This window comes from Pseudoxanthomonas sacheonensis (assembly GCF_010093305.1).
In the GTDB taxonomy this organism is placed as follows: domain Bacteria; phylum Pseudomonadota; class Gammaproteobacteria; order Xanthomonadales; family Xanthomonadaceae; genus Pseudoxanthomonas_A; species Pseudoxanthomonas_A sacheonensis.
Window position 1 is genome coordinate 48,547 of sequence record NZ_PDWS01000001.1, and the last position, 16,638, is coordinate 65,184.

The following is a 16,638-nucleotide window of genomic DNA, read 5'->3' on the forward strand; positions in this document are numbered from 1 at the left end:
CGCATGGCCCGCATTACCGTAGAAGATTGCCTGGAAGTCGTCGACAACCGTTTCGAGCTGGTCATGATGGCCGCCAAGCGCGCCCGCCAGTTGGCCAACGGCGTCGAGCCGACCATCGACAACCACGAGAGCGGCGACAAGCCGACCGTGCTGGCGCTGCGCGAGATCGCCGCGCGCAAGATCGACAACGAGCTCATCGACCGGGTCGAAAAGGCCGAGCGCGAACGCGCCGAGCGCGAGGCGTTGGAATGGGCCGCTGCCGAAGTGGTCGCCGACGACGACCTGTCCAAGGGCGACGACTGATCGTTTCTTCGATCTTCAGCTGCTTATCGAACGGCCCGCGAAAGCGGGCCGTTTGCTTTTCGGGGGTACTGCGCGCATCGACGATGGTTCATCGCGATGCACCCATGCAGTCGTCATCCCAGCGAAAGCTGGGATCCATCTTGATCTTGCCTTTGCTCCTGCTCTGCGTTTGCTTCTGCCTCCTCCCTTGCGCGCAGCGCAGGGGAGGATTGAGGAGGGGTGCTCTTGATCTTGCTCTAGCTTTTAATTTTTCTCCGAAGCAAAAGCATTTCGCGCTACGCGCGAGTCACTTTTCTTTGAACGGCAAAGAAAAGTAACCAAAAGAAAGCCGCCCTACGGCGCGCCCGGCGATGAAGCTGCCGGGTCCGCAAGCGCGCCTCACGGGGCATCAAAGCAACAGCAACGGCAACGGCCAACTGCTCTTGCTTCGCCGTTTCACATTAATTTGCCGTTATATGCCCGCTGGCATAGGCTTGGAGCATGTCCCCCAGCCGCACCGCCAAGACTGTCTCTGCTTCCCCCTCCCCGGATGACGGGGTGCCGGAATATCTGCGCCAGTTGGAACGTGCGGCCAGCTACCTGCCTGCCGAGCAACTGCCGCTGCTGCGCCGCGCCTGGGAAGTGGGCGCCGCCGCGCACGCGGGGCAGACCCGCAAGTCGGGCGAGCCTTACATCACCCATCCGGTGGCCGTAGCCCAAGTGCTGGCCGAACTGGGGCTGGATGTCGAAACCCTGATCGCTGCGATCCTGCACGACACCATCGAGGACACGCCGCTCACCCATGCGGAGATCGCCGAAGGTTTCGGCGAATCGGTCGCCGAGCTGGTGGACGGCGTCACCAAGCTGGACAAGCTGCATTTCCGCGACCGTCAGGAAGCGGCGGCCGAGAGTTTCCGCAAGATGCTGCTGGCCATGTCGCGCGACCTGCGCGTGATCATGATCAAGCTGGCCGACCGGCTGCACAACATGCGCACGCTGGGCGCGCAGAATCCCGAGGCGCGCAAGCGCATCGCCAAGGAAACCCTGGACATCTACGCGCCCATCGCCCAGCGGCTGGGCATGAACCTGGTCAAGTCCGAACTGCAGGACCTCGGTTTCCGCGCCATGTATCCATGGCGCCACGCCATCATCGACAAGCACATCCGCAGCCAGCCGGTGGTGCGGCGCGAGTCGATGGCGCAGATCGAAGCGCACCTGTCGCAGCGCCTGACCCGCGATGGGCTGGAACACCGTCTGGTCAGCCGCATCAAGACGCCCTGGAGCATCTACAACAAGATGCACGGCGAAGGCAAAAGCTTCGACCAGGTGATGGACGTGTTCGGTTTCCGCGTGGTGGTGGACAGCGTGCCGCACTGTTACCAGGCGCTGGGATCGGTGCACGCGCAGTACAAGCCGCTGGACGCGCGCTTCCGCGATTTCATCGCCATTCCCAAGGCCAACGGCTACCAGTCGCTGCACACGGTGCTGTTCGGGCCCTATGGGTCGCCGATCGAAGTGCAGATCCGCACCATGGAAATGGACCTGATCGCCGAACGCGGCATCGCCGCGCACTGGACCTACAAGTACGGCGCGCAAACGCCCAACAGCGCGCAGAGCCGCGCGCACGCCTGGATCATGGAGCTGATCGAGAACCAGCGGGCCGCCGGCTCGTCGCTGGAATTCCTGGACAACGTAAAGGTCGACCTGTTCCCGGACGAGGTCTACCTGTTCACGCCCAAGGGCAAGATCCTGTCGCTGCCGCGCAGTTCCACCGCGCTGGATTTCGCCTACGCCGTGCACACCGATGTGGGCAACCAGGCGGTGGCCTCGCGCGTGGACAAGAAGCTGGTGCCGTTGCGCACCAAGCTGGCCAGCGGCCAGAGCGTGGAGATCATCACCGCCAAGTCCGCACTGCCCAAACCGCAGTGGCTTGAATTCGTGGTCACCAGCAAGGCGCGCACCGCCATCCGCCACCAGCTCAAACAACTGGAGCACGAGGACGCGGTGCAACTGGGCCACCGCATGCTGGACCGTGCGCTGGAAGACCTGGACAGTTCGCTGGAGCGTCTGCCGCAGCAGCGGCTGGAAGCGTTCCTGGCCGAGCACCGCTATCCGCGCCTGGAAGCGTTCCTGGCCGACGTGGCCCTGGGCAACTGGATGCCGACCCAGGCCGCGCAGGCGCTGACCGCCTATGCCGAGCTGCGCGGCGGCGGCCATTCCAAGCATTCGCAGGAAAAGATCCTGATCAACGGCACCGAGCGCGGCGTGGTCAGTTTCGCCAACTGCTGCCAGCCCATTCCTGGCGACGAGATCATGGGCTACCACACCGCCGGCAAGGGTATCGTGGTGCATCGTCTTGATTGCCCCAACGTGGTCGAGTTCCGCAAATCGCCCGAGCGTTGGATTCCCATCGATTGGGATACCAACGTCACCGGCGATTACGACGCTTCGCTGCTGATCGATGTGGAAAACCGTCCGGGCGTGTTGGCCCAGGTCGCCGCCGCGGTGGCGCAGAGCCAGTCCAACATCGACCGGGTGGAATACCTGGAGCGCGACATCAACGCGGCCGTGCTGCGTTTCTCCATCCAGGTGCGCGACCGCAACCATCTGGCCGAAGTGATGCGCAGGTTGCGCCGCCTTGGCGTCGTCCACGGCGTACGCCGCCAATAAACCCGCATTCTTTGTAGAGCCGAGCTTGCTCGGCTGCTTTTTGCCGGCCAACGCATGATCAACCGCCAGAGCAGCCGAGCAAGCTCGGCTCTACAAAAACGCGGGGCACGCTAGAATCGGAATCGACCCCGCTCTTGGAACCGCCATGACCCGCCAGATCATCCAGACCGACCATGCTCCCGCCGCCATCGGCCCCTATTCGCAAGCGGTGCGCAGCGGAAACACGGTTTATTTCTCCGGGCAGATTCCGCTGGATCCGGCCACCGGCAATCTGGTGGAAGGCGACATCGCGGTGCAGGCCCGTCGCGCGTTCGACAATCTCAAGGCGGTGGCCGAAGCGGCCGGCGGTTCGTTGGCGCAGATCGTCCGCCTGGGCCTGTACCTCACCGACCTGGGCCAGTTCGCCGCGGTGAACGCGGTGATGCAGGAATATTTCAATGCGCCGTTTCCTGCGCGCTCCACCGTCGAAGTATCGGCGCTGCCCAAGGGTGCGGTGTTCGAAGTCGACGCGGTGATGGTGCTCTGACGTAGGTCGGGGCTACGCCCCCGACGCGCCTGACCCGACGGCAACGTGGGAGCGGCGTCCCGCCGCGAGCTTCTGCTCCTGCTTCACAAGCTGGTCGCAAGAGCACAGAAAAGAGCAGAGCTCGCGGCGGGACGCCGCTCCCACGCTTGGTTACTTGCTTTCCGTTCACGCCATCTGCTCGCGCGCCTCGCTGGGCGTGTGTCCCGTCCAGCGCTTGAACGCGCGCCGGAATTCGCGCGCGTCGGCGAAGCCGATGCTGGTGCCGACCTGGCTGATGGTCAGGTTGTGGTCGTGCAGCAGTTCCAGCGCGCGCTCGGTGCGGATGCGGTCGTGCAGCCGGCTGAAGCTGATGCCGTCGGCGGCCAACTGACGGCGCAGCGTGCGTTCGCTCAGGTGCATGACCCCGGCGATGGCGGAAAGCGGCGGATTCTCGCGCACGTGCTGGCGCAGGAAGCGTTCCACCGTCGCGGACAGTTCGCTTTGCGGTGAGGCGATATCGGCCAGTTGCCGCTGGCACAGCTCCAGCACCTGGCGCGCATTGACCGCGTTGTAGGTGGGAAATTCCAGCGCCATCCACTGGCTGTCGATCACCATCAGGTTGCGCGGGCGATCGAAATGCAACTCGCACTGGAACAGCTCGGCGTATTTGTCGGCATAGGTGGGCGCCGGGTAGACCAGCTCCAGCCGCAAGGGGCGGAATTGGGGGCCGATCAGTTCCCGCGCCACCATCAGCGAGCTGGCGAACATCTCCTCGCACAGGAATGGCAAGATCGCCGGCACCACGACAGGCGCGCGCGCAGTCATCGCCACTTCGCCGTCAGTGCTGGTCTCGGTATCGATATCCAGCATGGCACCGGTGGTGCGTTGGTAGGTCATGCCCAGCAGCACCGCTTCGCCGAAGGTCGGTGCGGTCTTCATGGCCAACCCCAGCAGGCCGAAATTGCCGACGTTCTGCCGGCAGCCCACCTGCAGCCCCAGATCGGGCTGGGCCAACGCCGCCAGTGCGCGCGCCACGATTTCGCTGGCCTGGCGATAGGACACCCGGGTGGCGGGGTCGTCGATTTCCTGCGGGTCCAGGCGCATGCCTTTGAACCAGGGGGTGCTGTCCATTCCCTGCTCGCGCGCCAGCTGCACCAGATGGCACAGCATGTTGGTCGGAATGACTGCCGCTGCCAGCCGCGTTTCGTTGGCCGGGTCTGAGGTAATGCGCATCGAAGCCCCCTCCAGCTTGTCCGCTTTGCCCCCCCAAGTATGCCGCTCCTGCCCTCACTCCCGTCAAGGACGGCGAACGAGACTGCATCACCACCTCCGTGTGGATACGCGGCCGTATGCGCCGCCACCGCCGATACTCTTGGAGATTCCAGATGCGACAACACGTCGTGGTAGCCGCCTTGTTGCTGGCGCTGGCCGCCTGCCAGAAAAACGAAACCGCGCCGGCAAGCGCGGCCGTCGCCGCCGGCGATGCCGGTTTCGCCGCCACCCTGCACGAGCGCCTGCTGGACGCCAAACCGGGCGAGGTGATCGAGATACCCGCCGGCAAGTTCTCTTTCGACCGCAGCCTCACCTTGCGTGCCAATGGAGTGACCATTCGCGGCGCCGGCATGGACAAGAGCGTGCTCAGCTTCAAGGGCCAGAAAGCCGGCGCCGAAGGGCTGCTGGTCAACGGCGACGATTTCACCATCGAAAACCTGACCATCGAAGATTCCAAGGGCGATGGCCTGAAGATCAGCGAATCCAGGAACGTCACCATCCGCAAGGTCAAGGTGCAGTGGACCGGCGGCCCCAGCACCAAGAACGGTGCCTACGGCCTGTATCCGGTGCTGACGAAAAACGTGCTGATCGAGGATTCGGTGGCCATCGGCGCTTCCGACGCCGGCATCTACGTGGGCCAGTCCGACGGCGTGATCGTGCGCCGCAGCCGCGCCGAATCCAACGTGGCCGGTATCGAGATTGAGAACACCATCAACGCCGACGTGTACGAAAACGTGGCGACCCAGAACACCGGCGGCATCCTGGTCTTCAACATGCCCAACCTGACCCAGCAGGGCGGCAACATCCGCGTATTCAACAACAAGGTGATCGCCAACAACACCGGGAATTTCGGCGCCAAGGGCACGCCGGTGGCCAGCGTGCCGGCCGGCTCTGGCATGGTGGTGAACGCCAACGACGACGTGGAGATCTTCGACAACGAGATTTCCGACAACGCCACCGCCAACTTCATCATTTCCAGCGTGTATTCCACCGGTTACAAAGATTCCAGCATGGCCAAGGATTTCGATCCGTATCCGGAACGCATCTACGTGCACGGCAACAAAGTCAGCGGCGGCGGCGATTCGCCCGACGGGCTGGACCTGAAAGCGCTGAAGGTGGCGATGTTCGGACTGGGCGGAAGCTTTCCCGACGTGCTGTGGGATGGTTACTACAACAAGGACCGCAAAGTCGGTGGTAAGGCCGCTACGGGGCCGGAAATCTGCCTGCGCGATGTCAGCGGTGTGGTCAATGCCGACGGCCCGGGCGGTTACAAGAATCCGAGCAAGGACGCCAAGCCTTTCGAGTGCGACCTGCCGCGGCTGCCGGCGGTGGATCTGGGGCGCGGCTGAGGTCGGATGATGCAGTTGCGTGGTTTCGTATTGCTTGTCTTGGTGCTGCTGCTATCGGCGTGCGGAGGCGAGGATGCCGGCGTGCGTTTCTTCGCCGAGGGACAGCCCAAGGCGTTGAGCGAATGGCGCGTGCTCAAGATCGAAGATGGACGTCTGTCGTTGAACGAAGGCGTAGTGCCGTACGATCTCAACACGCCGCTGTTCAGCGATTATGCGCACAAGCTGCGCACGGTCTGGATGCCGAAGGGCAAGTCCGCGTCGTACGCGGCGCAGAACAGTTTCGCCTTTCCGGTGGGCACCATCATCAGCAAGACGTTCTATTACCCGTTGCCCGGCGACGGAAAATGGGACGGCAAATCGGTGGCGCGCACCGTCGGCAACGACGATCTTCGGAACGAGACGCTGGATCTTTCGAAAGTGCGCCTGATCGAAACCCGGCTGCTGGTTCGCCGCGAAGGGGGTTGGGAAGCGATGCCCTATGTCTGGAACGAGGCGCAGACCGAAGCCACCCTTAAACGCGCGGGCGACTTGATCTCACTCGAGCTGGTGGACGGCGATGGCGGCCGCGAAGCGGTGGACTACCAAGTGCCCGACCAGAACCAGTGCGCCAGCTGCCATGCCACCGACAACAAGACCCGCGCACTGCATCCCATCGGACCGAAGGCGCGCAATCTCAATCGCGATTTCGCCTATGCGGCAGGTAGCGAGAACCAGATCGCGCATCTCGCACGCGTCGGCTACCTGACCGGTGCGCCCGATCCCGCCCAGGCACCGCGTAATGCGAATTGGCAGGACGCCGCTCACGCCAAGCTCGAGGATCGCGCGCGCGCCTACCTTGACGTCAACTGCGGCCATTGCCACAGCCAGACCGGCCCGGCGATCACTTCCGGCATGTGGCTGGACGCGGCCATCGACGATCGACTGAAGCTGGGTTTCTGCAAACAACCGGTGGCGGCGGGCAAGGGCACCGGCAATCGCCTGTACGACATCGCGCCCGGCCAGGCCGATGCTTCGGTACTGGTGTTCCGCATGGACAGCGACGACCCTTCGGTGATGATGCCGGAGCTGGGGCGCTCGGTCGTCCACCGCGAAGGCGTGGAGCTGATACGGGAATGGATAAACGCGCAGCAGGGCGCATGCGATACATGAGGTAGCGAAGGACCATCGGCGTGGCGATATCTCAACGACGATTCGCCGCATAGCAATCAAACGGGGAGAGAGCGATGAAGTTGATCCAACGTGGACTGGTAGTGGGAATGCGGCGCGCCTTGTTCGGCGGATGCCTGCTGGCGGCATCGACGGGAACGGCCTGGGCGCAGCAGGCCGAGGCGGCGCCGGCAGAAACCGATGCGACCACGCTGGACCGCATCCTGGTCACCGCGCAGAGCCGCACCCAGGAACTGCAGGACGTGCCGATCGCGCTGCAGGTGCTGGACGACCGCATGATCCAGGACGTGGCGGCCGAAGACCTGGGCGACCTGGACAGCTTCGTGCCGGGTCTGCAGATCAACAGCGTGCAGCCCACCCAACCCTCCATCGCGCTGCGTGGCATCAGCACCGACGATTTCGGCATCGGCACCGACCCGGCGGTGGGCGTGTTCATCGACGGCGTCTACACCGGGCGCAGCGGCGGCATCCTGCTGCCGCTGACCGATGTGGAGCGCATTGAAGTATTGAAGGGTCCGCAGGGCACCTTGTTCGGCCGCAACACGGCTGCGGGCGCGGTATCGGTGATCACCAAACGGCCCAGCAACGAAACCGAGGCCGCGGCCAAGCTCAGGCTCGGCAACTACGGCAAGCAGTATCTGGAAGCGATGGCCAACATCCCCCTCAGCGACCGCGCCGCGCTGCGCCTCAACGGCCTGTTAAACACCAGCGACGGCTGGTTGCAGGACGGCGCCACCGGCAAGGACCTGGGCGGCGACAATGTCTGGGCCACGCGCGCGGCCTTGCAACTGGGCATCACCGACAACACCACGGCGCTGCTGAGTTGGGATCACGAAAGCCTGGATCAACTCGGGCGGCCCACCACCGGCATCGTGCCGCTGCCCGCGGCGCCGGGTTTGCCGGTCGCACCCGCCGACCCGCTGACCTACCTGGATCCGCGCGACATCGACACTTTCAACGATACCGCCGCCAGCGCCGAGTGGCGCACCTTCGATGGCGTCACCTTGATCGTCGATCACGGCTTCGAATGGGGCCACCTGACTTCCACCACCGCCTGGCGCCAGTTCGACGCGCTCAACCGCGTGGAAGAGGACGGTACCAACCGGCCCAACCTGTACCTGGATTCCACCAACAGCGAGTCCAACGAGACCAGGTACCAGGAATTCAAGTTCAGCGGCGCCACCGACCGGCTCGACTGGGTGGCGGGAGCGAGCTACTACGAAGAGGAAGCCAATCAGACCAGCGAAATCAACACCACTACTACCGCAGTGGATACGGCGGTGTCCAATCTGGGTCTGGCGCCGACGCCGGACGGCACGCTGTTCGGATATTTCTCGCAGGTGCTGGCCTCCTTCGGCATCCCGTTGACGCTCATGGACCATGCCTGGAACGAGCAGTTCTACAACACGTTGAAGACGAAATCCTACGCGGGCTTCGGCGACGTGATCTGGCACGTCAACGACAAACTCAATCTGACCTTCGGTCTGCGCTACACGCGCGACGAGAAGGATTTCAGCTGGTTCAACGACATCCGCAACGCACCGACCCTGGACGCCACGCTCGATGCGCTGGACGCGGCCGGATTCTTCGCCCTGGCCGGGGTGCCGAAGGAAACCTTCATCTTCGACCTGGCCTTCGTCGATCCGCCGGCGATGATGAACAAGGGCGCGACCACCCGCGCCAGAAAATCGTGGAGCGACTGGAGCCCGCGCCTGGTGGCCGACTACCATTTCAGCGAAAACCTGATGGGCTTCGCCTCGCTGGCCAAGGGCTACAAGGCCGGCGGCTACAACGCCTTGCAGATCGGCAGCGAGTTCGACAACGAAGACGTGTGGAACGCCGAAGTGGGATTCAAGCACACCCTGCCCGAGGCGCGCCTGGCCTACAACGCTTCGGTGTTCTTCTACCGCTACGACAACCGCCAGTCGATCCGCCTGGACAACACCAGCACCATTCCGCGATTCGTCGTGGATACCGGTGACGTGGAGGCCTATGGCGTGGACTTCGACCTGCGCTGGCAGGTCAGCAATGCGTTCGGCATCGATTTCAACGCCGAGTACATCAACTCCGAGTACAAGGACTACAGCGTCAATACGGCCGCCGGGCTGCTGGACCTCAATGGGCAGCCCACGGGCGAACCGTCCTGGTCGGCGGCGCTGGGCGGCCACTACACCTGGAACCTCGGCGATGGCGGCGACCTGCGCCTGGCCTTGCGCCACGCCTATCGCGGCGCTTGCCGCAGCAACGACTACAACCGCGATTCGGGCGACTGCACCAGCCTGCCCAATTTCTCCACCGGAGAATCGCAGAACCGTACCGACGTCCGTCTGGGCTGGTCTTCGGCCCGCGGCCACTGGAACTGGGCGGTGTACGCGAACAACGTGTTCGACAACCAGTACGTCGGCCAGCTGAACGTGTACGGTCGCGAGGCCTTCGGCACCGTAGGCGCGGTGGTCAGCGAGCCGCGCACTTACGGGATGGAAGTAGGGGTGAAGTTCTGACCTGCGGAGATCCCGGCGCTTCCAAAGCCTGGAGCGCCTTTCTGACACGCCGGCGCGGCGAATCCTGACTGGCGTTAATCCGGTGCGGTCGGCATCCTAGTCAGATGCCGTCCGCACCACGCAGCGAAGAACCCGCCTTCAACCAGCCCATCGCCGGACAACTCGTCGGCGTGGGTCCGCGTGTGGCGGAAAAACTGGCGGCGCGCGGGCTGCTGACGCTGCAGGATCTGTGGCTGCACTTGCCGCTGCGTTATGAAGACCGCACCCAGCTCACGCCCATCCGCTCCCTGCAGCCGGGCGTGCCGGCGCAGGTGGAGGGCCGGGTGGAAGCGGTGGAGCGCGGCTTCCGCTATCGCCCGCTGCTGCGCGTGGCGATCGGCGATGAATCGCACGCCACCCTGGTGCTGCGCTTCTTCCATTTCCGCGCCGCACAGGTCGCGCAGTTCGCACCGGGTGCGCTGGTCCGCTGCTACGGCACGCCCAAGCCGGGGCAGAACGGTTTGGAAATCGTCCACCCCAGCTACCGGGTGCTGGGCGAAGGCGACGCCGCATCGCTGGGCGAAGAATTGGACCCGGTCTATCCGGCGGTCGAAGGCATCGGCCCGGCCTCGATGCGCAAGTTGATCGGGCAGGCGCTGGATCGCCTGCCCGATGAAGCTTCATTGGAACTGCTGCCGCCCGAAATGTTGCGCGGCCTGCGATTGCCTTCGCTGCGCCAGGCCCTGCTGGGCATGCACCGGCCCGCACGCGATGCCGACGTCGCCGCGCTGGCGACCGGCACCCATCCCGCACAGCGCCGCCTGGCGCTGGAAGAGCTGCTTGCGCACAACCTGAGCCTGCGCCGGCAGCGCATCGCCTTGCAGCGTCACCACGCTCCGGCGCTGGCCGGCAAAGGCAAGCTCGCTTCGCAACTGCAATCGGCACTGCCGTTTTCGCTGACCGGCGCGCAACAGCGCGTGTTCGCGCAGATCCGCCACGACCTGGCGCAACCCTCGCCGATGATGCGGCTGGTGCAGGGCGACGTGGGCAGCGGCAAGACCGTGGTCGCGGCGATGGCGGCCATGCTCGCGGTGGAAGCGGGCAAGCAGGCCGCGCTCGCGGCGCCGACGGAATTGCTGGCCGAGCAGCACCTGGCCAACCTGCGCCAATGGCTGGAGCCGCTGGGCATCCGGGTGGCGTGGCTGGCCGGCAAGGTCACCGGCAAGGCGCGTACCGGCGTGTTGGCGGAAGTCGCCTCCGGCGCGGCGCAAGTGGTGGTCGGTACGCATGCGTTGATGCAGGAAGCGGTCGTCTTCCACGATCTGGCCCTGGCCATCGTCGACGAACAACACCGTTTCGGCGTGCACCAGCGCCTGGCGCTGCGCGACAAAGGCGCTTCCGGCCGATCGGTGCCGCACCAGCTGATCATGACCGCCACGCCCATTCCGCGCACGCTGGCGATGGCGGCGTATGCCGACCTGGACGTGTCCGCCATCGATGAACTTCCGCCCGGGCGCACGCCGGTACAGACCATCGCCTTGAGCGGCGAACGGCGGCCCGAACTGGTGGAACGCATCCGCGCGGCCTGCGCCGAGGGACGACAGGCGTATTGGGTGTGCACGCTGATCGACGACAGCGACGAAGTCGTAGCGCAGGCGGCGCAGGGTACTTACGAAGCCTTGTCGGCGCAGCTTCCCGGCCTGCGCGTGGGCCTGGTCCACGGCCGCATGAAGCAGGCGGAAAAGCAGGACACGATGCGCGCCTTCAAGGCCGGCGACATCGACCTGCTGGTGGCGACCACGGTCATCGAAGTAGGCGTGGACGTGCCCAACGCCTCGCTGATGATCGTCGAGAACGCCGAGCGCCTGGGCCTGGCGCAACTGCACCAGTTGCGCGGACGGGTAGGACGCGGCGCCGCGGCTTCCAACTGCGTGCTGTTGTACCAGGCACCGCTGTCGCTGATGGCCAAGCAGCGACTGGCGACGATGCGCGAAACCAACGACGGCTTCGTCATCGCCGAGAAGGATCTGGAGCTGCGCGGCCCCGGCGAGTTGCTGGGGACGCGCCAGACCGGCCTGGCCGCCTTCCGCGTGGCCGACCTCGCGCGCGATGCCGGCATGCTGCCGCTGGTGCGCGAACTGGCGGACCGGTTGCTGGCCGATTCGCCGGACGTCGCCGACCGGATCGTCGCGCGCTGGGTGGGCGGCGCCGCCAGATACGCGTCGGCGTAGGTCGGGGCTACGTCCCCGACGCATTGCGCCCGTCGGGGACGTAGCCCCGACCTACGTGCGAAACTCCGTCATCGAATTGGAAGACGAAACATGACCGACAAGATTCCCCTGTTGATCGACACCGACCCCGGCGTAGACGACGCTCTCGCCCTGTTGATGGCGTTCAACGATCCCGATCATGAGCTGGTCGGCCTGACCATCGCCGCCGGCAACGTCGGCCTGGACTACACCGTGCGCAACGCGCTCAAGCTCTGCGAGATCGCCGGGCGCCAGGACGTGCCGGTCTACGCCGGCTGCGCCGATCCGCTGCTGCATCCCTCGGTCGATGCCGCGCATGTGCACGGGCGCGACGGCTTCGGCGATATCGGCTTCGAGCCCGCCACGCGCGAGGCCGAGGGCGAGCACGCCGCGCTGGCGATCCTGCGCCTGTCGCACCAGCATGCCGGCCGATTGCTGCTGGTCGCGCTCGGCCCGCTCACCAATATCGCGCTGGCGCTGAAGCTGGACCCCACGCTGCCCCAGCGCATCAAGCGCTTCGTGGTCATGGGCGGGGCGGTCAGCGCCCACGGCAACATCACCGCCGCGGCCGAGTTCAACGTCGCCTTCGATCCGGAAGCGGCGCATATCGTTTTCCAGGGGTTCCCGCATATCGACCTGGCCGACTGGGAGGCGGTGATGGCGCACGGTTTCCTGCACAGCAAGGCCGAGCAATGGCTGCAGGCGGACTCTCCGCGGGCCCGTTTCTACGACCGGATCTCCCTGCAGACCCGCAACTGGTCGGCCGACCGCCGCGGCGACCACTGGCATTCCGCCGACGCCCTGGCCATGGCCTATGCCCTGCAGCCGCAAGGGGCGCAGGAGCTGCTGGACCGCCCGGTGGCGGTGGAGCTGGCCGGCACCCTGACCCGCGGCGCCACCGTGGTGGACTGGAACCGCCAGCACGGCAGGCCGGACAACGCGACCCTGCTGATGCGCTACGACCAGGCCCGTTTCGAGGCCCTGGTCCAGGCCGCCCTGGCGGCCGGCTGAGAACCGGGTTGCACAGGAGGCGCGCGGCGGGCTAAAATGCCGCTCTTCACTTCCCTAGATATCTGGTGCCGCCATGAAGGCCGACATCCATCCCGAATACCGCGACGTCGTCTTCCAGGACGTCACCTCCGATTTCAAGATCCTGACCCGTTCCACCCTGGCCTCCAAAGAGACCGTGAAGTGGGAAGACGGCAACGAGTATCCGCTGATCAAGGTGGAAATCTCCTCCTCGTCGCACCCGTTCTACACGGGCCAGCACAAGGTCATGGACACCGGCGGCCGCATCGACAAGTTCCAGAAGCGCTACCAGCAGGCGAAGTAATTCCTGCAGCTCGGTTGTACCGGACGGCCGCGCCCAGCGCGGCCGTTTTCGTTGCGGTGGCCGAACGGTCCGTTCCTTATCCTTTGGTCTGAACTCCGCGTTCTTTTGAGCGACGGCTCCAAAACGCGTGTGCGATAATTCGGCCATCCAGCGTCAACACGGCCTGGACTCCCGTCCCGCGCCGCCGGCACCGCCGACCGGCGCATCCCCACGAAGGAGCGCACTGTGTCAGAACTCGACCAGGCCACATTGACCGCCGGCGAAAAATCGGTGGTCATGCCGGTACTCAAACCCACGCTCGGCAATAGTTGTGTCGACATTTCCAAGCTGACCAAGGAAACGGGTCTTTTCACCTACGATTCCGGCTTCACCGCCACGGCCAGCTGCAAGTCCGCAGTCACCTACATCGATGGCGACGCCGGCGTGCTGCTGTACCGCGGCTATCCGATCGAGCAATTGGCCAAGCAGTCCAGCTTTCTGGAAGTGGCCTATCTGCTTATGAGCGGCGAGCTGCCCACGGCGGACGAATTCGCCAAGTTCGACCATGAAGTCGCGCATCACACGATGATGCACGAGGCCTTCAAGAATTTCCTCGGCGGCTTCCGCCACGACGCGCATCCGATGGCGATGATGGTGGGCATGGTCGGCTCGATGGCCGCGTTCTACCACAACACGCTGGATCTGGAAGACCCCGAGCAGCGCCGCCTGGCCGCGATCCGCCTGATCGCCAAGGTGCCGACGATCGCGGCAGCCTGCTACCGCTATTCGATCGGCTGGCCGGTGCGTTTCCCGCGCAACAACCACGCCTACGTGGACCGCTTCCTGCACATGATGTTCGAGGTGCCCAGCGAGCCGCTGGATCTCAATCCGGTCGCCGCCAAGGCGCTGGATCTGTTGTTCATCCTGCACGCGGACCATGAGCAGAACGCTTCCACCTCCACTGTGCGCATGGTCGGTTCCACCGGCGCCAATCCGTACGCCTGCGTCGCTGCCGGCGTGGCGGCGCTGTGGGGTCCGGCGCACGGCGGCGCCAACGAGGCCGTGCTGAAGATGCTGGCCGAGATCGGCAAGCCGGAGAACGTCAGCTCGGCGGTCGACAAGGCCAAGGACAAGGAATCGGGTTTCCGCCTGATGGGCTTCGGCCACCGCGTGTACAAGAATTTCGATCCGCGCGCCAAGATCATCCGCGAGATGACCCACGAAGTGCTGGCCGAACTGGGCGTCAACGACCCGATGCTGGAAGTGGCGCTGCGCCTGGAAGAGGCCGCGCTGAAGGACGACTATTTCGTGCAGCGCAAGCTGTACCCCAACGTCGACTTCTACAGCGGCATCATCTACAAGGCGCTCAACATCCCCACCGAGATGTTCACGGTGATGTTCGCCATCGCCCGCACGGCAGGCTGGGTGGCGCACTGGCTGGAGCAGCAGGTCGACCCGGAAGCCAAGATCGGCCGCCCGCGGCAGATCTACACCGGCTACGCCGAGCGCGACTACAAGGGCATCGATCAGCGTTGATCGGTTCCGTTTCGTGCAACAAGAAAGCCCCGCATTGCGGGGCTTTTTTTTGTCTTAATGTTTTCGGACAAAGACATGCGTTCGACTACGGTTCTTCAGTTATAACAATGCGCGGGTCGCTAGAAAGGATGTCAGATAGGTCGGCATTGAGCTTCAGGAGTGCCGGGCCCGTGTCGGACTTATTGAATAGTCTTTTGAGGAGCGGAATCTCCGCTACGGCGAAACAGTGCCAGAAGATATGTTCCTTGGGCGGCGGCGGATCGCTCTCTTGGGCGGTGGAATAATCCGTCACGTTTCCGCAGCCCACCCAAAGCATGAATGGATCTCTGGAACACATGAGGCATCTTCCCCAATCTTCATTGATCACCGGCTCGACGTCGTAGCCGCGTAGCTCCAGCTGTTCCTTCAGCCAATTGGCAAGCTGACGACCGTACATCCGGGGGTTGATCTCCTGATCCTCTCCAGGTTCGATATCGAACATACTGGATTGAAACCAGAAACCGTCCATTGGTCAGCACCTGAGTTGAGTCGGCCCGCGAAGCGGGTTCGGCTTGAATGAATTGCTAAGTACATGCCCACGCTATAAGAGATGGCCTCTCAATCGAAGATGTTAGGCATGCTTCAGATCACAACGAGCTTCGCGCCGCGGAAGTAAAGTGCGACGGAAAGTATCCCGCCCAGCACGATTCCTACAGTGGCGTCGATGAGAATATTGTTTCCGGTAATTCCGGAAGCCGTTATGGCGCCGATAACTGCCCCTGCAACCGGAGTCCATGTGCCAAATGTCAGCACGACAAGATAACTGAGCCGCGAGACACCTATCCTTGCGCCGCAATTTGCACAATCAACGGCACGAAGACCGCCCAACAGAAACAGTTGCCACACGCTCACTGTCGATCGCCCGCACGCTGGGCAACTTCGTTTCATCATGTCAGGTTAGTGCTTTGCATTGATGGGTCCTACATCCATGCCGTCATACGACTCAAGGCCGTGATCATCCGCAAACTTGTACAAAACCTTGTTTCTTTGGTCGAGAGAATCTGGGGTATGAATATCGACCTTTTCGACATGGAGCCACCACAGATCGGGATCTTTAGGGCTTTCTTTCTCGGCGAGATACAAGTCCACGAACCTGTAGCCCTGAGATTCCAAGGCCGGCTTGGCTGCTTGGAGTCGTTCTTTGGAGTTGTCTGTGAAGAAATAGCCCCAAACCATGGGCTTAGAAAAGTCCCAAGAACTGTCCTGAGACATGCTGTCGAACATTTCAATAAGCTGATCCTTCGTAATCATGTTTCTGTCTTCTGTCTGACCACAGGCGGTTAGCAAAAAAATCAGAAAGACGATCTTAATATTCTTCGACATGGTGTGTGTCTAGCCGTATAACGCCTGAGTAAATCCGATCCGCGAAGCAAGTTCGGCTAATGAGCTGCTACGCCACCGCACGATGGACCTTTCCGGCACGTGCGAGATACTGCCCGAGGAGCGCTCCGACTGCAGCACAAGCAAGAGACAGCGCAATAGGCGCAGCATTGCTGGAAATAAGGTCTGCGTAGGTCAGGCCGAAAGAGAATTTATGCACATGGTAAAGCGCAAGCGCCCAGAAAGCGGCGCACACACCAATAGCGGTTGGAACGAAGCCGCGCTTGGCAACGAATGCCCCGCAGGCAGCCGCGAGCATGCCGACTAGTGCCGTAGCAGGTTGCAATGAGGCATGGACGGCTGATGCCGCCGCGGTGACAAGCAAGTCGAAGGCGCTACCAACTGCGATAGTGATGACAAGCATGACGGCGGCGCCAGCGCACATACGCATATAAGG

At 63.7% G+C, this 16,638-nt stretch carries 15 protein-coding genes; 10 read left to right on the forward strand and 5 right to left on the reverse strand.

What is annotated here, in order from left to right:
• Positions 1-3 precede the first annotated feature (3 nt).
• From rpoZ to CSC73_RS00265, 3 genes are all read left to right on the forward strand, one after another.
• Positions 4-303 carry a DNA-directed RNA polymerase subunit omega gene (rpoZ, locus tag CSC73_RS00255; RefSeq protein WP_093283131.1) on the forward strand — a complete coding sequence of 100 codons (300 nt, stop codon included), beginning with the start codon at positions 4-6 and terminating at the stop codon, positions 301-303.
• A gap of 480 nt (positions 304-783) precedes the next feature.
• On the forward strand, positions 784-2,952 hold the full coding sequence (locus CSC73_RS00260) for a RelA/SpoT family protein (protein WP_163838469.1): 2,169 nt from the start codon (positions 784-786) through the stop codon (positions 2,950-2,952).
• Between the two features lie 145 nt (positions 2,953-3,097).
• Positions 3,098-3,478: a RidA family protein gene (locus CSC73_RS00265; protein WP_163838470.1), complete on the forward strand. Its 381-nt coding sequence runs from the start codon at positions 3,098-3,100 to the stop codon at positions 3,476-3,478.
• Between the two features lie 165 nt (positions 3,479-3,643).
• Here CSC73_RS00265 and CSC73_RS00270 read toward each other — a convergent pair whose 3' ends face one another.
• A complete protein-coding gene (locus CSC73_RS00270; RefSeq protein ID WP_211840773.1) occupies positions 3,644-4,690 on the reverse strand; it encodes an AraC family transcriptional regulator in 1,047 nt (348 codons plus the stop codon).
• Between the two features lie 152 nt (positions 4,691-4,842).
• Between CSC73_RS00270 and CSC73_RS00275 the strand changes: the two genes are divergently transcribed.
• From CSC73_RS00275 to CSC73_RS00305, 7 genes are all read left to right on the forward strand, one after another.
• Positions 4,843-6,078: a parallel beta-helix domain-containing protein gene (locus CSC73_RS00275; RefSeq protein WP_163838471.1), complete on the forward strand. Its 1,236-nt coding sequence runs from the start codon at positions 4,843-4,845 to the stop codon at positions 6,076-6,078.
• Between the two features lie 6 nt (positions 6,079-6,084).
• Positions 6,085-7,227, forward strand: a complete 1,143-nt coding sequence (locus CSC73_RS00280; RefSeq protein ID WP_163838472.1) for an SO2930 family diheme c-type cytochrome — start codon at positions 6,085-6,087, stop codon at positions 7,225-7,227.
• A 74-nt stretch (positions 7,228-7,301) separates the two neighbouring features.
• Complete coding sequence (locus tag CSC73_RS00285) at positions 7,302-9,746, forward strand: TonB-dependent receptor (RefSeq protein ID WP_163838473.1); 2,445 nt, start codon at positions 7,302-7,304, stop codon at positions 9,744-9,746.
• Between the two features lie 104 nt (positions 9,747-9,850).
• Positions 9,851-11,956, forward strand: a complete 2,106-nt coding sequence (gene recG, locus CSC73_RS00290; protein ID WP_163838474.1) for an ATP-dependent DNA helicase RecG — start codon at positions 9,851-9,853, stop codon at positions 11,954-11,956.
• A gap of 90 nt (positions 11,957-12,046) precedes the next feature.
• On the forward strand, positions 12,047-12,985 hold the full coding sequence (locus tag CSC73_RS00295; RefSeq protein WP_163838475.1) for a nucleoside hydrolase: 939 nt from the start codon (positions 12,047-12,049) through the stop codon (positions 12,983-12,985).
• 73 nt (positions 12,986-13,058) lie between these two features.
• On the forward strand, positions 13,059-13,307 hold the full coding sequence (locus tag CSC73_RS00300) for a type B 50S ribosomal protein L31 (RefSeq protein WP_093283098.1): 249 nt from the start codon (positions 13,059-13,061) through the stop codon (positions 13,305-13,307).
• Positions 13,308-13,532: 225 nt separating this feature from the next.
• On the forward strand, positions 13,533-14,822 hold the full coding sequence (locus CSC73_RS00305) for a citrate synthase (protein WP_163838476.1): 1,290 nt from the start codon (positions 13,533-13,535) through the stop codon (positions 14,820-14,822).
• A gap of 85 nt (positions 14,823-14,907) precedes the next feature.
• Here CSC73_RS00305 and CSC73_RS00310 read toward each other — a convergent pair whose 3' ends face one another.
• The 4 genes from CSC73_RS00310 to CSC73_RS00325 form a co-directional block, all read right to left on the reverse strand.
• On the reverse strand, positions 14,908-15,330 hold the full coding sequence (locus tag CSC73_RS00310; RefSeq protein WP_163838477.1) for a hypothetical protein: 423 nt from the start codon (positions 15,328-15,330) through the stop codon (positions 14,908-14,910).
• A gap of 113 nt (positions 15,331-15,443) precedes the next feature.
• Positions 15,444-15,713 carry a hypothetical protein gene (locus CSC73_RS00315; RefSeq protein ID WP_163838478.1) on the reverse strand — a complete coding sequence of 90 codons (270 nt, stop codon included), beginning with the start codon at positions 15,711-15,713 and terminating at the stop codon, positions 15,444-15,446.
• Positions 15,714-15,758: 45 nt separating this feature from the next.
• Positions 15,759-16,184 carry a ribonuclease E inhibitor RraB gene (locus CSC73_RS00320; RefSeq protein WP_211840774.1) on the reverse strand — a complete coding sequence of 142 codons (426 nt, stop codon included), beginning with the start codon at positions 16,182-16,184 and terminating at the stop codon, positions 15,759-15,761.
• A gap of 67 nt (positions 16,185-16,251) precedes the next feature.
• The gene (locus tag CSC73_RS00325) at positions 16,252-16,605 is read right to left on the reverse strand and encodes a hypothetical protein (RefSeq protein WP_163838479.1); all 354 of its coding nucleotides are present in this window, start codon (positions 16,603-16,605) and stop codon (positions 16,252-16,254) included.
• Positions 16,606-16,638 lie beyond the last annotated feature (33 nt).

What these genes read in the sequence shown, in the direction of transcription:
- rpoZ (WP_093283131.1), top strand. Translation starts at nt 4, where the DNA reads ATGGCCCGCATTACCGTAGAAGATTGCCTGGAAGTCGTCGACAACCGT.
- CSC73_RS00260 (WP_163838469.1), top strand. Translation starts at nt 784, where the DNA reads ATGTCCCCCAGCCGCACCGCCAAGACTGTCTCTGCTTCCCCCTCCCCG.
- CSC73_RS00265 (WP_163838470.1), top strand. Translation starts at nt 3,098, where the DNA reads ATGACCCGCCAGATCATCCAGACCGACCATGCTCCCGCCGCCATCGGC.
- CSC73_RS00270 (WP_211840773.1), bottom strand. Translation starts at nt 4,690, where the DNA reads ATGCGCATTACCTCAGACCCGGCCAACGAAACGCGGCTGGCAGCGGCA.
- CSC73_RS00275 (WP_163838471.1), top strand. Translation starts at nt 4,843, where the DNA reads ATGCGACAACACGTCGTGGTAGCCGCCTTGTTGCTGGCGCTGGCCGCC.
- CSC73_RS00280 (WP_163838472.1), top strand. Translation starts at nt 6,085, where the DNA reads ATGATGCAGTTGCGTGGTTTCGTATTGCTTGTCTTGGTGCTGCTGCTA.
- CSC73_RS00285 (WP_163838473.1), top strand. Translation starts at nt 7,302, where the DNA reads ATGAAGTTGATCCAACGTGGACTGGTAGTGGGAATGCGGCGCGCCTTG.
- recG (WP_163838474.1), top strand. Translation starts at nt 9,851, where the DNA reads ATGCCGTCCGCACCACGCAGCGAAGAACCCGCCTTCAACCAGCCCATC.
- CSC73_RS00295 (WP_163838475.1), top strand. Translation starts at nt 12,047, where the DNA reads ATGACCGACAAGATTCCCCTGTTGATCGACACCGACCCCGGCGTAGAC.
- CSC73_RS00300 (WP_093283098.1), top strand. Translation starts at nt 13,059, where the DNA reads ATGAAGGCCGACATCCATCCCGAATACCGCGACGTCGTCTTCCAGGAC.
- CSC73_RS00310 (WP_163838477.1), bottom strand. Translation starts at nt 15,330, where the DNA reads ATGGACGGTTTCTGGTTTCAATCCAGTATGTTCGATATCGAACCTGGA.
- CSC73_RS00320 (WP_211840774.1), bottom strand. Translation starts at nt 16,184, where the DNA reads ATGTCGAAGAATATTAAGATCGTCTTTCTGATTTTTTTGCTAACCGCC.
- CSC73_RS00325 (WP_163838479.1), bottom strand. Translation starts at nt 16,605, where the DNA reads ATGCTTGTCATCACTATCGCAGTTGGTAGCGCCTTCGACTTGCTTGTC.